The sequence below is a fragment of the Serratia sp. root2 genome (assembly GCF_031931805.1).
Taxonomy (GTDB): Bacteria; Pseudomonadota; Gammaproteobacteria; order Enterobacterales; family Enterobacteriaceae; genus Serratia; species Serratia inhibens.
The window spans coordinates 868,540-883,051 of the sequence record NZ_JAUJXB010000001.1 but is presented as its reverse complement, the minus strand read 5'-3'; the positions used below and the strand labels follow the sequence as shown (position 1 = coordinate 883,051).

Here is a 14,512-nt window from a genome sequence, read left to right as displayed (position 1 = left end):
GTTACAGCGTCACTTTTTCAAACGGATCCAAACCAACGGATTCGTGCCAACTACGTTGGGATCGCGCGTACATTGCAGCATTTCCCCTTCGATCTTGAGCACCGCCCCTTCAGAATAATTTTGATCCTGATAAATGCAGCAGCGACTGCAGGGTTGTGCTGCCGGCTGAGCAGCTGCGTTTTTTGCCGTGCCCCAGATTTCCGGCGCCACCGGTAACACCACATCCACATCACCACGGTGGGCCACCGCTGCAGTGGAAAACAACAACCCGCCTGCGGCCAGCATCAGTAATCTGTGATTCATTCGCTTTTCTCCCGCGCCTTGCCGGCGCTTTTCTTGCGTTTTTTTGCCCCGGCGGAAGGTGACGGCGGCAGCCCGCGAAACGCCATACTCGCCCGGCTTTGCTTGGCCTGATAAATCAGCTCCTGCAAAGTGCCTACCAAGGGTTGCATAAAGTCCTGATAGCGGCAGGATTTCTCGCTGATTTGCGTCAGCGTAGCTTCCCAATTGGCCGTCATATCAGGGCGAGCCGCAATATCCGGCAGCGAATGGATCAACGCCCGGCCGGTTTCGCTGGAATGAATATAACGCCCCTTTTTATACAAAAACGCCCGCTTGAACAGTAACTCAATGATGCCCGCACGCGTCGCCTCAGTACCTAAACCATCGGTCGCTCGCAGGATTTTCTTTAGCGCTTTATCTTGTACGAAACGCGCTATGCCGGTCATGGCAGAAAGCAGGCTGGCATCGGTAAAGGGCCGCGGAGGCTGCGTCTGACGTTCCACCACCTCACCACGTTCGCACAGCAGTTCATCATCTTTCGCCACTACCGGCAGCGGAGAACCTTCGTTTTCTTCATCGCGTTCTTTGCTGCCCAGCAGCGTTCTCCAGCCCGCCTCGGCCAGGAAACGCGCCTTGGCAACGAATTTACCGCCGGCGATATCCAGCTCAATCACGCATTTGCGGAACATGGCATCCGGACAAAACTGCATCAGATACTGGCGCGCCACCAGTCCGTAGACGTTCAGTTCGTCCTGGCTGAGGCTCACTTTGCTGGCACGGGCGGTGGGAATAATGGCGTGGTGGGCATCGACTTTTTTGTCGTCCCAACAACGGTTGCGGCGATCGTTGTCGATCACCGGTTGCGGGTAAAGATCCGGCTGATGAACGCTGATCGCATTAAGCACCGCATGACGCCCGGCGAAATGTTCTTCCGGCAGGTAACGGCAGTCAGAACGCGGGTAGGTGATCAGCTTATGGGTTTCGTACAACCGCTGGCATACGTCCAATACCTGTTGTGCACTCAGGTTGAAACGTTTGGATGCCTCAATCTGCAGCGTCGAGAGCGAAAACGGCAGCGGCGCGGTATCTGATTCCCGTTTATCATTATAGGACGTGACCAGCGCCGGCTGGCCCTCAATGCGTTTAAGTACATGCTCCGCCAGCGGCCGGTGCAGCAAGCGCCCTTCTTCGTCCTGATAAGGTTCACAGGAGTCACTTGGCTGCCAAAGCGCGACAAAGCGCTCTTCCTTTGGCGTCACAATGTGCGCTTTGACTTCAAAGAAGTCTTTCGGCACAAAGTTTTCAATCTCTTCATCACGCCGCACCACTAATCCCAGCACCGGCGTTTGCACCCGCCCAACGGACAACACGCCGTCATAGCCGGCATTTCGCCCTAAAATGGTATAGGCGCGGGTCATGTTGATGCCATACAGCCAGTCAGCGCGGGAACGCGCCAGCGCAGAGACGCACAGCGGGATAAAGTCGCGGTTGTCACGCAACCGATCGATGGCGCGCTCCACCGCCTGCGGGTTGAGATCGTTAATCAGGCAACGGCGCACGCTGTGACGTTTCTCCGGCGTCAATGCCAGATAGTCCAGCACCTCGTCCACCAGCAATTGCCCTTCGCGGTCCGGGTCACCGGCATGTACCACCTCATCGGCCTCATGCAACAGCTTTTTGATGGCATTCAGCTGTTTGCTGACCGAGGGACGCGGCTGCAGTTGCCACTTTTCGGGGATAATGGGCAGATCCGCCAACGACCAGCGCGCATAGCGGCTATCGTAGGCATCCGGCTGTGCCTGCTCTAATAAATGGCCCACACACCAGGTGACCACATCGTTGTTGCCGCAGGCGATAAACCCGTCACCGCGGCGATGCGGTTTGGGAAGAACGTCGGCAATGGCGCGCGCCAAACTCGGTTTCTCGGCAATAAACAGTCGCATTATTCACCGTTATTCTGGCTGTACGTCATCAGGAATTCTCTTACTTCAGCATAATTCCCGCGGAAGGCAATCCGCCGGGATTTCTTTTCCAATTGATAGTGATACATCGGATCATAGTAGTGCTGCAACAACGGCACCAGCCACTCCTGATGCGCGTCACTATTACCGCTGGCATGCTGGAATTGCAACGCCCATTCCAGCCGCTGCGTCAGCAGTTGGAAGCGTTCCATTCCCAGGCGGCGGCGAATGGCGAACAGGCCGTGATGCAGATACTCAGCGTATTTCTGCCAGCCCAGCTCCGCACCGTAAGTCTGTTCGAACCCCATGCGCATGCGAACGATATATTCATCCTGCAGCCGCGCCAAACGCACCTCAAAGGGATCGTCAATAACGGCCACCGGCGCTTGCTGCATGCGGTTGAAGATCGGCAGCGGCAGATTATTACTGCCGATAATGCGCCCTTCATCCTCCAGGATCCAACGGCGGCAGCCACCATGCTGTTTTTTCAGCAATAACACAGCCAGACGATTCTCAAAATCAATCTGTGAGCTCTGCGCCACCAGCGTTCGGCCAAAAGATGAACCGCGATGGCGCGCTGCGCCTTCCAGATCGATCCCCTCTGCCAACTCGTTGACCAACAGGGTTTTACCGCTGCCGGTATTGCCGCCGACCAGCACCATGGGCAATTTTGCGCTCTGTTCCAGCGTGCCGAGCAGGAAATGACGCAACGCCTTGTAACCGCCGCTGATACGCGGGTATGCCACCCCAGCCTCACGCAGCCACTGCTGTGCCAGTTGTGAACGCAAACCACCACGGAAACAGTAGATATACCCTTCCGGCCATTGGGCGCACTGTGCCAGCCAGGCCGCCGTGCGCTGTTCACGCAACCTGCCGTTTACCAAACTGTGGCCCAGCGCTAACGCCGCATGCTGCCCCTGCTGTTTATAGCAGGTGCCCACCGCCTGCCGCTCGCTGTCATTCATTAGCGGCAGATTCAGCGCATTGGCGAAGGCACCCTGTTGGAACTCAACCGGCGCTCGCACATCAATCAGCGGAATATCCTGCAAAAAAACACGACGATAGTCATGGGTGTCGGCCCGTGGTGGAGTCGGGGACACTACGCAACCTCAATCAGTGGCTTGCCCGGCGTTGCCGTATGCAGTTCACCGATAGCGGTGAGCGGAATACCGTGGCGTTCGGCAATCGCCAGCACCTGCTGTTCCGCTTCTGGCAGCACCGCCAGCAGCAGGCCACCGGACGTCTGCGGATCGCACAACAATTGGCGCTGCAGATCGGTCATTTCGCCAATCAGGTGGCCGTAGCTGTCAAAATTACGCCCGGTGCCGCCCGGCACGCAACCTTCGGCGATATAACGTTCGACATCCGGCAGTTTCGGTACCCGGTCAAACCACAGCGTCGCCTGCAGACCGGAACCCTGACAAACCTCGCTCAGGTGGCCCAACAACCCAAAGCCGGTGACGTCAGTCATCGCCGTCACGCCGACGACCTCGGCAAAGTCAGCCCCCGGCTTGTTCAGTTGGCACATCACCTCAGTCGCCAGGCCTTCATGTTCAGGCCGCAGTTTGCTTTTCTTCTCGGCAGTGGTCAGTACGCCAATACCTAACGGCTTGGTGAGGAATAATTTGGTGCCGGCTTGCGCGGCGCTGTTTTTCTTGACCCGTTCGGTATTAACGATACCGGTTACCGCCAGGCCAAAAATAGGTTCAGGCGCGTCAATCGAGTGGCCGCCGGCCAACGCGATACCCGCCTGTTGGCAAGCGTAACGCCCGCCGTCAATCACCTGCTGCGCCACTTCCGGCGACAGTGTGGCGATTGGCCAGCCGAGAATGGCTATCGCCATGATCGGTTTGCCGCCCATGGCGTAGACGTCACTGATGGCGTTGGTGGCGGCGATACGGCCGAAATCAAACGGGTTGTCGACGATCGGCATAAAAAAGTCGGTGGTACTGATGATGCCAACGCCATTGCCGATGTCATACACCGCCGCATCGTCGCGGGTTTCATTACCCACCAGCAAGCGCGGATCGACAAACTTTTCACGTTCGCTGTGCAGAATGGTTTCGAGAACTTTCGGCGAGATTTTGCAACCACAGCCGGCACCATGGCTGTACTGGGTCAAACGGATCGTTGGCGATGTCATATACCACTCCCTTCGGTTAACGGCATTCAAGATATCATAGGGTAGCGCTTGCCGACGGGATTGATAAGCGCGGGCTGCCGATAACCGTACAGCCTGCTCAGAAACAAGGCGGAATTGCGAGATTCGGCGCATTTTCGCCCAACCCCGCGGCAGGATTCAGAAGTAACTGACGAACGGCGTGCTGTCGGGGGCGACAACTTTAGTAGAGGCTTTCAACTGTGGGGTGCCCAGATAGAGGAAACCGACGATTTCGTCCTGCTCGCGACAACCGAAGGCCTCGCGAACCAGTGGGTGCTCGGTCCAGGCGCCCGTGCGCCAGATCCCGTTGAAGCCCTGCGCCAGGGCGGCCATTTGCATCGCCTGCACCGCACACCCGGCAGAAACTACCTGCTCCCAGCGCGGCACCTTGGTTTCTTCGTTGCAATACGCCACCACCGTGATGATCAGCGGAGCGCGGAACGGCGCCTTTGTCGCCTTTTCTATCGCAGCGTCATCCATCTGATCCTGTTTCGCAGCAGTTTGTAACAATTGGCTGAAACGCTCCAGACCCTGATTCTCGATTATCACAAAACGCCACGGCTGCAACGCGCCGTGATCGGGCGCACGAAGGCCCGCATTGATGATATTCTGACGAATATCCCCCGTTGGCGCTGGAGCCGCGAGGCGCGATGCAGAACGGCGATTCAGTAAAAGATCCAGTGCATCCATTGTAAACTCCTGATAACAATTTTCATTAAGATCACGTTAACATAGCTCAACGTCGAGTTACAGCCTCGGCAATAGCCTCTGTGACCCTCGATTTAAAGCTGACATTTCTTCGGCCGCTCATTAGGATAGCGGAACATTCTCGACTCTTGTTGGAGAGCACATGCGCACATTGTGGCAAATCATTGCCGGCGTTTTCAGGTGGACATGGCGTCTGCTGAACTTTATCAGGGAACTGATCCTTAATCTGTTCTTGGTGTTACTGATCCTGGTTGGGGTCGGTATTTATCTTTCGTTCCAGAGTTCCACTACCCCTGCCGTCCCGACGCGCGGTGCGCTGCTGGTTGATCTGAGCGGCGTGGTCGTTGACCAACCGTCGATGAACAACAAAGTCCGCCAGTGGGGCCGCGAGCTGTTGGGTGCTTCCAGCAATCGTCTGCAGGAAAACTCGCTGTTCGATGTGGTTGACAGCATCCGCAAGGCAAAAGACGACAAAAACATTACCGGCATGGTATTGCAGCTGAATGACTTTGCCGGCGCCGATCAACCTTCGCTGCAGTACATCGGCAAGGCGCTGCGCGAATTCCGCGACAGCGGCAAGCCGATCTTCGCCATTGGCGACAGCTATAACCAGACGCAATATTATCTGGCCAGCTACGCCAATAAGGTTTATCTGTCGCCACAGGGCGCGGTCGATCTGCACGGTTTTGCCACCAACAACCTTTACTACAAATCGCTGTTGGAAAAACTCAAGGTTACCACCAACATTTTCCGCGTCGGCACCTACAAATCGGCCGTGGAACCCCTGATCCGAGACGATATGTCACCAGCGGCGCGCGAGGCTGACAGCCGCTGGATCGGCGGGCTATGGCAGAATTATCTGGAGACCGTGGCGGCCAACCGTCAGATCACGCCGCAACAGCTGTTCCCGGGTGCGGCAGGCGTGCTGACTGGCTTGCAAGCCGCCGGCGGGGATACCGCCAAGTTTGCGCTGGACAGCAAATTGGTGGATGAGCTGGCGTCACGTACCGTCATCGAGAACCAACTGATAAAAACCTTCGGTTGGGACAAGCAGTCTAATGACTTCAACGCCACCAGCATTTACGATTACCAGCCAAAACCGACGCCGGATCAGGGCGGCAAAATCGCCGTGGTATTTGCCAATGGCGCCATTATGGACGGCCCGCAAACGCCGGGCACCGTTGGGGGGGATACCACAGCCGCACAGCTGCGGCAGGCGCGTCTCGACCCGGCAATCAAAGCGGTTGTGTTCCGCGTGAACAGCCCAGGAGGTAGCGTCAGCGCTTCCGAAGTGATCCGTTCTGAACTGGCTGCTGTCCGTGCCGCAGGCAAACCTGTGGTGGTGTCGATGGGCGGCATGGCGGCTTCTGGCGGCTATTGGGTTTCTACGCCGGCGGACTATATTATCGCCAGCCCAAGCACCCTCACCGGCTCCATTGGCATCTTCGGGGTGATCAATACCTACGAACAAACGCTGGACAGCATCGGCGTGCATACCGACGGTGTCGCAACTTCGCCGCTGGCGGATCTCGCCGTGACCAAGGCGCTGCCGCCGGAGTTCTCGCAAATGATGCAGTTGAATATCGAGAACGGGTATAAAAACTTTATCGATCTGGTTGCCAAGTCGCGCAAAATGACGCCACCACAGGTCGATCAGATCGCTCAAGGCCACGTGTGGCTCGGCAGTGACGCCAAAGCCAATGGCCTGGTCGATCAGTTGGGCGATTTCGACGATGCGGTGAAGAAAGCCGCCGAGTTGGCGAAACTGAAACAGTGGCAGCTTAACTGGTTTGTCGATACCCCAAGCCTGACCGACATGGTGCTCAGTCAGTTTGGCGTATCTATTCACGCCATGTTGCCGGCGGCCATTCAGTCGATGCTGCCGGCTCCGCTGGCATCGGTCGCCATGGCGGTGAAGGAACAACCTGGATTGTTCAACAATCTGAACGATCCGCAAAACCGCTATGCCATCTGTTTGACCTGCGGAGAAGTCCGCTAACAAAATATTCCTGCGCCCGGCACACGCCGGGCTTTTTTTCTGCCGTTATCCCCCTATAATTCAGCCCATCTTATTTCTGTTAAAACAATTACTATGCAAAAAAAATCCATTTACGTCGCCTACACCGGCGGTACCATCGGTATGCAACGCTCGGAACAGGGCTACATTCCGGTTTCCGGCCATCTTCAGCGCCAACTGGCACTGATGCCTGAGTTCCACCGGCCGGAAATGCCGGATTTCACCATTCATGAATACGCGCCGCTGATCGACTCTTCAGACATGACACCGGAAGATTGGCAGCACATCGCCGACGACATCAAACGCAATTACGATCGTTATGACGGCTTCGTCATTCTGCACGGTACCGACACCATGGCCTTCACCGCCTCAGCGTTGTCGTTCATGCTGGAAAATCTGGACAAACCGGTGATCGTGACCGGCTCGCAAATTCCCCTGGCGGAACTGCGCTCAGACGGCCAAACCAACCTGCTGAACTCGCTCTATCTGGCCGCCAATCATCCGGTAAATGAAGTCAGCCTGTTCTTCAACAACAAGCTGTTTCGGGGCAATCGCACCACCAAAGCGCATGCAGACGGTTTTGACGCCTTTGCTTCGCCCAACCTGCCGCCGCTGCTGGAAGCCGGGATTCACATCCGCCGCCAGAACGGCATCGACAGCCCTGTTTGTAATGGTGAATTGCAGGTCCACAACATTACGCCGCAACCGATCGGCGTGGTGACGATTTATCCGGGGATTTCCGGCGCGGTGGTGCGCAACTTCCTCTTGCAACCGGTGAAAGCACTGATTTTGCGCTCTTATGGCGTGGGCAATGCACCGCAAAAAGCGGAACTTGTCGATGAATTACGTGACGCATCTGAACGCGGCATCGTGGTGGTGAATCTGACGCAGTGCATCTCTGGCCGGGTGAACATGGAAGGCTATGCTACCGGTAATGCATTGGCCCATGCCGGGGTCATCAGCGGCTTTGACATGACCGTTGAAGCGGCGTTGACTAAACTGCATTATTTGCTGAGCCAACCGCTGACGCCGGAACAAATCCGCAGTCAGATGCAGCAAAACCTGCGCGGCGAGCTGAGTATTACGGGCTAACCCTGCCCAGATTACGGAGCCGAGATGAAAACAGCCCTGTTGTTGATCGATTTGCAAAATGATTTTTGCCCCGGCGGCGCGTTGGCGGTAACGGACGGCGATGCCACCGTTATCGCCGCCAATCAGGCGATAGCCGCCTGCGTAGCACGCGGTGAACCGGTGGTCGCATGCCAAGACTGGCACCCTGCCAATCACCGTAGCTTTGCAGTGAATTCAGGGAATAAGGTCAACACGCTGGGTGAGCTGGAAGGGTTGCCGCAGGTGTGGTGGCCGGTGCACTGTGTGCAGGAAAGCCCAGGAGCGCAATTACATCCGCAGTTGCATAAACAGGCGATTGACGCCGTGTTCCAAAAGGGCCAAAACCCGGATATCGACAGCTACAGCGCATTCTTTGACAACGGCCACCGCGCGCAAACCGCGCTGGACGGCTGGTTGAGAGCACAGGCCGTTACTCATTTGGCCATCATGGGGCTGGCGACCGATTACTGCGTGAAATTCAGCGTTCTGGATGCCCTGGAGCTTGGGTATAAGACCGCAGTCATTACCGACGGCTGCCGTGGTGTCGATTTGCAACCAGACGATAGCCGGAAAGCGCTCCAGGCGATGGAACAGGCTGGCGCACGACTCGTTACCCTGTCACAATTCATCGCACGTTAATTCCATCGGGCGCCCAGCGCGCCCGCTTCTTCCCCCCCGCGCAAATCTCGACATCGCTCACATTCCAACCATTCTCCTGTGATTACATCTTGTTCGTGCGCGTCGCTTTTGCTGTTATGACTGCTGATGCCTTGGCATCAATGGGTTATACGCATCCGGGGCCCTTTTGAGCCCGGCTTTATATTACCGCCTGAGGCGGTTTCGGTCGGCCTTGTCGACCAAAGGAGATAACATGGCATTACCCCGTAAACTGCTGCCTTTGCTGGTAGCGGTGCAGTTAGGTATGGCCGGCGCCGGCATGGCTCACGCGGCTTCTTACCTGTCCGTCGGTTATTTTAACGGTGGCGGCGACGTCACTGCCGGCCCCGGCGGCGATATCAACAAGCTGGATGTCACCCAAATCACCCACCTCAATTACTCCTTCGGCCTGATTTACAACAACGAGAAAGAGGAAACCAACTCGGCGCTGAAAGATCCGGCGCGTCTGCATCAGATCTATTTATCGCCGAAGGTTGAGGCCGATCTGAAATTGCTGCCGGTATTGCGCAAGCAAAATCCGGAGTTGAAGGTGCTGCTTTCCGTTGGCGGTTGGGGAGCGCGCGGTTTTTCCGGCGTCGCTGCCACCCCGGAAAGCCGGGCTATCTTTATCCGCTCGGTACAACAGGTGATTAAACATTATCAACTGGACGGCATCGATCTCGACTGGGAATACCCGGTCAACGGCGCCTGGGGCCTGGTCGAGAGCCAACCTGCGGATCGAGCCAATTTCACCCTCCTTCTGGGGGAACTGCATAAGGCGCTGGATAAAGGGAAATTACTGACCATCGCTGTCGGTGCCAATGCCAAAAGTCCGCAGGAATGGGTAGATGTGAAAGGCATTGCGCCCTACCTCGATTACATCAATCTGATGACCTACGACATGGCATACGGCACCCAGTATTTCAATTCCAACCTGTATGACTCCAAACAGTGGCCGACCGTCGCCGCCGCCGATCGTTACAGCGCCAATTTTGTCGTGGATAACTATCTGGCTGCCGGGCTGAAGCCCGCACAGTTGAACCTGGGCATCGGCTTTTACGGCCGGGTGCCCAAACGGGCTACGGAGCCGGGTATCGATTGGGATAAAGCGGATGCGGCCAAAAACCCGGTTACCCAACCCTATTTTACCGCGCGTGAAACCGCCGTGTTCAAGTCACTGGGGTTGGATCTGACCAAGGACAGCTATTTCAAGTACAACGATATCGTCAGCAAACTACTGAACGATCCGCAGCGTCGCTTCAGCGCCCATTGGGACAGTGACGCTCAGGTCCCTTACCTGACCCTGCAATCCGCCGAGGGCAAACCGTTGTTTGCTATTTCGTATGAGAATCCGCGTTCGGTCGCGATCAAGGCTGACTACATCAAAAGCAAAGGGCTGGGCGGAGCCATGTTCTGGGAGTATGGTGCAGACGACAACAATCGGCTGGCACGCCAGTTGGCAGAATCGCTGGGGATAAACGGCGGGAAACGCTAAACCAGAGGGCGATGCTTGCATCGCCCTTCTGTTCGATTTATTGCGGCTTCAACTTAACCAGCGGTTCAGCAACGAACTGCTGTTTCAGCTCCTGCTTGCTCTTCATCACAATCTGACCGTCAGTGCCAATCGTCATATGTTGCGGATCGGCATTGTTCAACGACTGCCACAGCATCACCGCCTGCAGACTGTTTTCTTTCTGTTCCGGCGTCAGCGCAACGCCGTCTGGCCATTTGCCCAATTCTACGGCCCGCACCAGGCGCTGATAGATTTCGGGGGTCATTGCGGCAATCAGGTCTTTCACGTCCATCAGAGCATTTCCTCACTCGTGGAAGAATAATTAGCTGAATCGATTTTTCTGGCTGAACAATCCTCAGCCGGCGGTTTTTTCGCCGTTCTCACCGTCGGTAAAACTCAGCGAAGCCGAGTTTACGCAAAAGCGCTCACCGGTAGGCTGCGGGCCATCAGGGAATACGTGTCCCAGATGAGCGTCACACTGGCCGCAGCGAATCTCTATCCGATGCATATTGTGCGAATTATCATCAATATAACGAATCGCATCGTCGGATACCGGCTCATAGAAGCTTGGCCAGCCACAGCCGGAGTCATACTTGCTGTCGGAATAGAACAGCGGATGATTGCAACACAGGCAATGGTATACACCTTCGCGCTTGTTGTGCAGCAATTTACCGGAATACGGCGCTTCGGTACCACGTTGTTGGGTCACATAACGTTGGATTTCATTCAGTTCCGTGGCCGGATGGTCAGGGGTTGTGTCTTTAGCCATTTGCGTGATTCTCTGAATGTGGATAATGTCAACGAAAACAATGAGTAATAATAACAAAAAATTAACAACATTGCAGTGATTTTTGGCCTAAACTGTAGCGCATAAAGGTCACGTCGCGGCATTATGTGATACCGATCACACATATGAAGCAGCGTGACTTTATACTTAGCGGTTTGACCCCATATAACGGATGAGGCCGAACGCAAACGGAATGTGCAATAAGCACGCAGATCAAGCTCCGTGATTTGATTTGCAGCAAGAATTGACACGATTCCGCTTGACGCTTGGTAAGGTTTTTGTAATTTTACAACCAACCTTTTATTCACTAACAAATAGCTGGTGGAATATATGACTATCAAAGTAGGTATCAACGGTTTTGGCCGTATCGGTCGCATTGTTTTCCGTGCTGCTCAAGAACGTTCCGACATCGAGATCGTTGCAATCAACGACCTGTTGGACGCAGAGTACATGGCTTACATGCTGAAATATGACTCTACTCACGGCCGTTTCAAGGGCACTGTAGAAGTCAAAGACGGCCATCTGGTTGTTAACGGCAAAACCATCCGTGTTACCGCAGAGAAAGACCCGGCTAACCTGAAGTGGAACGAAGTGGGTGTTGACGTGGTTGCAGAAGCGACCGGTATCTTCCTGACCGACGAAACCGCACGTAAACACATCACTGCAGGCGCTAAGAAAGTTGTTCTGACCGGCCCTTCAAAAGACGCGACCCCAATGTTCGTACGCGGCGCAAACTTTGAAAAATATGCTGGCCAGGATATCGTTTCCAACGCATCTTGCACCACCAACTGCCTGGCTCCGCTGGCTAAAGTTATCAACGACAACTTCGGCATCGTCGAAGGTCTGATGACTACCGTTCACGCGACCACCGCTACTCAAAAAACCGTTGATGGCCCGTCTCACAAAGACTGGCGCGGCGGCCGCGGCGCATCCCAGAACATCATCCCTTCTTCTACCGGCGCAGCTAAAGCAGTTGGCATCGTTCTGCCAGAGCTGAAAGGCAAACTGACCGGTATGGCGTTCCGCGTTCCAACTCCAAACGTGTCTGTAGTTGACCTGACCGTTCGTCTGGAAAAAGCAGCGACTTACGAAGAAATCAAGAAAGCCATCAAAGACGCTTCTGAAGGTTCTATGAAAGGCGTTCTGGGTTATGTTGAAGACGAAGTGGTTTCTACCGACTTCAATGGCGAAATCCTGACTTCCGTGTTCGACGCCAAAGCAGGTATCGCACTGAACGACAACTTCGTGAAACTGGTTTCCTGGTACGACAACGAAACCGGTTACTCCCACAAAGTTCTGGATCTGATCGCTCACATCTCCAAATAATGGAATGATGTAAAGCTGATAATGAGGGCGACATTTTTGTCGCCCTTTTTTGTTTCTACGGCAAACAAAAGGCTACATAATGAACGAAAAAATTTTCACCCTGCCCGTTACCGAACAAATTTCACCTTACATCAGTCAACGTCAGCTCGAAGAACTGTCGGTGGTGGTCGTTTCCCACCCGAAAGTTCGTGCTGCTGTCGCGCTACAGGGCGCGCACCTGCTGGCCTGGCAACCTGCCGGCGACAAACCGGTTATCTGGCTGAGCAATAACACGCCATTCAAAAAAGGGAGCGCCATTCGCGGCGGCGTGCCTATTTGCTGGCCCTGGTTTGGCCCGGTAGCACAACCTTCGCACGGTTTCGCCCGCAATCAACCCTGGAGCCTGACCGCGCATGATGAAGACGACAGCGGCGTCATTCTGACCTTTACGCTGAAAGACAATGAGCAAACCCGTAAGTTGTGGCCACATGCCTTTACGCTGATTGCCCGTTTCAAGCTGGGTGAGGAATGCGAGATCGAGCTGGAGTCCCACGGCGACTACCAGGCTACCGCTGCGCTGCATACTTACTTCCAGATCGGTGATATTGAACAAGTTAAAGTTGCAGGCCTCGGCGAACCTTATCTCGACAAAGTGGCTGGTGGGGCAGAAGCTCGCCAGACTGGGGATGTGGCGTTTATTGGCCAAACCGATCGGGTCTACACCAAGCCGGACGCTTTCAGCCTGATCAAAGATCCTGCGCTACAACGCACCATTGAGGTTCATCACCATCATATGAGCGATGTAATTGCCTGGAATCCGGGCGTGGAACTGTCCTGCAGCATGGCGGATATGGCGAATGACGGTTATAAAACCATGGTTTGCGTGGAAACCGGCCGCATCAGTAAACCACTGGTGGCCGCAGGCGAACAACCTGCACGGCTGGCGGTAACCTTCCGCAGCCGTAAAAAAGCCTGATGCTTTCAGGGCGACGAACCGCTCGCCCTGCTGAGTTTCCTCTGCCGGCCACTCAAACGACATATTCCACGCTACCTGCACGATGTCAGCGCCCTATCAGCATCATTTAATGCACTACAGATGTGCAAAAGGGGCGCAAGCGCCCCTTTATAATGCAGCCATTGCACGATATTTGTGCAATTTGATTTTAGAAGCTGTAGCTCACACCCGTCATCAACAACCCGGTGTAAGATTTATCAACCATTGGGCTGTCTTTGACTTCATCAGACAGTTGGATGTAACGCCCGGTGAAGAAAGCATTCCAGTCCTTGTTGATCTGATAGTTGGCACTCAGCTCAACATAAGGTGCCCAGCTGTCGCCTGGCGTGTAGCTGTCCAGACCACTGCGGCGAGATTCGTGATCGCTGACGCCATAGTAGTATTTGTTCTGGTTTTTGCTGCTCCACATCACGCCCACACCAGGAACCAGAGTCAAAGCGTCTAAATCGAATTTGTAGAGATAGGCGACATCCCCCACCAAACCGTTGCTGTTGTCCAGAGTATCACCGGTAAAGGTGGATCGGATCGAGCCCCACTCGGCATTATGGGTATAAGCCAGACCAGCCATCAACGTACCGCGACGTTTATCCAGGCGCTTCATGCGATCGTCGTCGCTGTCGCCGGGACGGTAGCCAAACGGCGAGTAATACCCCATGACGCTCAGTTGATTTTCCTGATCTTTCCACAGGTAATACCCGGCAGTCAGCGTGCGAAAGTAGAAGTCGTCGCCTTCATAGTTAATGACCGGTACCGGGTAGACACGAGTATCATAACCACGGTACGCGTCAGGGCTAACCAGCGCTGCAGCACCGAGCGACCAGGTTCCTGCCTGAGCACTTTGTGCGCAAACCATTGCGGAAGCGATAATTGCTAGCGTTTTGAGTTGAAATATCTTCACTGGTTCTTTTTCCATAAATAACAGGGTTAATAGCCGACTTAGTTTATGTGAAAACAACGTTACACGCCTAATCTTTACAATAGAAAACGACCAAGATC

14 protein-coding genes are annotated in these 14,512 nt (G+C 54.9%); 6 read left to right on the top strand and 8 right to left on the bottom strand.

The window, feature by feature from the left end:
- Window positions 1-9 precede the first annotated feature (9 nt).
- From QZQ97_RS04160 to QZQ97_RS04140, 5 genes are all read right to left on the bottom strand, one after another.
- Window positions 10-303 (bottom strand): DUF1496 domain-containing protein, encoded by a 294-nt coding sequence (locus QZQ97_RS04160; protein WP_311992375.1) that lies wholly within the window; start codon window positions 301-303, stop codon window positions 10-12.
- Complete coding sequence (locus QZQ97_RS04155; protein WP_006322602.1) at window positions 300-2,225, bottom strand: DNA topoisomerase III; 1,926 nt, start codon at window positions 2,223-2,225, stop codon at window positions 300-302. The genes QZQ97_RS04160 and QZQ97_RS04155 overlap by 4 nt, the downstream gene beginning before the upstream one ends.
- Window positions 2,225-3,343, bottom strand: coding sequence for a tRNA 2-selenouridine(34) synthase MnmH (gene mnmH / locus QZQ97_RS04150; protein WP_311992374.1), 1,119 nt, complete (start codon window positions 3,341-3,343; stop codon window positions 2,225-2,227). The genes QZQ97_RS04155 and mnmH overlap by 1 nt, the downstream gene beginning before the upstream one ends.
- A complete protein-coding gene (gene selD / locus QZQ97_RS04145) occupies window positions 3,343-4,386 on the bottom strand; it encodes a selenide, water dikinase SelD (protein WP_311992373.1) in 1,044 nt (347 codons plus the stop codon). The genes mnmH and selD overlap by 1 nt, the downstream gene beginning before the upstream one ends.
- Window positions 4,387-4,542: 156 nt before the next feature.
- On the bottom strand, window positions 4,543-5,094 hold the full coding sequence (locus tag QZQ97_RS04140; RefSeq protein WP_311992372.1) for an NAD(P)H nitroreductase: 552 nt from the start codon (window positions 5,092-5,094) through the stop codon (window positions 4,543-4,545).
- A 160-nt stretch (window positions 5,095-5,254) separates the two neighbouring features.
- On the opposite strand from QZQ97_RS04140, the gene sppA reads away from it, so the two are divergent.
- From sppA to QZQ97_RS04120, 4 genes are all read left to right on the top strand, one after another.
- Window positions 5,255-7,111 (top strand): signal peptide peptidase SppA, encoded by a 1,857-nt coding sequence (sppA, locus tag QZQ97_RS04135; protein WP_311992371.1) that lies wholly within the window; start codon window positions 5,255-5,257, stop codon window positions 7,109-7,111.
- 93 nt (window positions 7,112-7,204) lie between these two features.
- Window positions 7,205-8,221, top strand: a complete 1,017-nt coding sequence (ansA, locus tag QZQ97_RS04130; RefSeq protein ID WP_212560079.1) for an asparaginase — start codon at window positions 7,205-7,207, stop codon at window positions 8,219-8,221.
- A gap of 24 nt (window positions 8,222-8,245) precedes the next feature.
- Window positions 8,246-8,878, top strand: a complete 633-nt coding sequence (gene pncA, locus QZQ97_RS04125; RefSeq protein ID WP_311992370.1) for a bifunctional nicotinamidase/pyrazinamidase — start codon at window positions 8,246-8,248, stop codon at window positions 8,876-8,878.
- 232 nt (window positions 8,879-9,110) lie between these two features.
- Window positions 9,111-10,391 carry a glycoside hydrolase family 18 protein gene (locus QZQ97_RS04120; protein WP_311992369.1) on the top strand — a complete coding sequence of 427 codons (1,281 nt, stop codon included), beginning with the start codon at window positions 9,111-9,113 and terminating at the stop codon, window positions 10,389-10,391.
- A 37-nt stretch (window positions 10,392-10,428) separates the two neighbouring features.
- Here the strand turns inward: QZQ97_RS04120 and QZQ97_RS04115 are convergent, their stop codons facing one another.
- Together QZQ97_RS04115 and msrB are read right to left on the bottom strand one after the other, a co-directional pair.
- Window positions 10,429-10,701 carry a YeaC family protein gene (locus tag QZQ97_RS04115; RefSeq protein WP_311992368.1) on the bottom strand — a complete coding sequence of 91 codons (273 nt, stop codon included), beginning with the start codon at window positions 10,699-10,701 and terminating at the stop codon, window positions 10,429-10,431.
- Window positions 10,702-10,764: 63 nt separating this feature from the next.
- A complete protein-coding gene (gene msrB, locus QZQ97_RS04110) occupies window positions 10,765-11,178 on the bottom strand; it encodes a peptide-methionine (R)-S-oxide reductase MsrB (protein ID WP_311992367.1) in 414 nt (137 codons plus the stop codon).
- Window positions 11,179-11,526: 348 nt separating this feature from the next.
- Between msrB and gapA the strand changes: the two genes are divergently transcribed.
- Window positions 11,527-12,522 carry a glyceraldehyde-3-phosphate dehydrogenase gene (gene gapA / locus QZQ97_RS04105; protein ID WP_311992366.1) on the top strand — a complete coding sequence of 332 codons (996 nt, stop codon included), beginning with the start codon at window positions 11,527-11,529 and terminating at the stop codon, window positions 12,520-12,522.
- Window positions 12,523-12,601: 79 nt separating this feature from the next.
- Window positions 12,602-13,477: a D-hexose-6-phosphate mutarotase gene (locus QZQ97_RS04100; protein WP_311992365.1), complete on the top strand. Its 876-nt coding sequence runs from the start codon at window positions 12,602-12,604 to the stop codon at window positions 13,475-13,477.
- A 187-nt stretch (window positions 13,478-13,664) separates the two neighbouring features.
- Here QZQ97_RS04100 and QZQ97_RS04095 read toward each other — a convergent pair whose 3' ends face one another.
- Window positions 13,665-14,429 carry a MipA/OmpV family protein gene (locus QZQ97_RS04095; RefSeq protein ID WP_311992364.1) on the bottom strand — a complete coding sequence of 255 codons (765 nt, stop codon included), beginning with the start codon at window positions 14,427-14,429 and terminating at the stop codon, window positions 13,665-13,667.
- Window positions 14,430-14,512 lie beyond the last annotated feature (83 nt).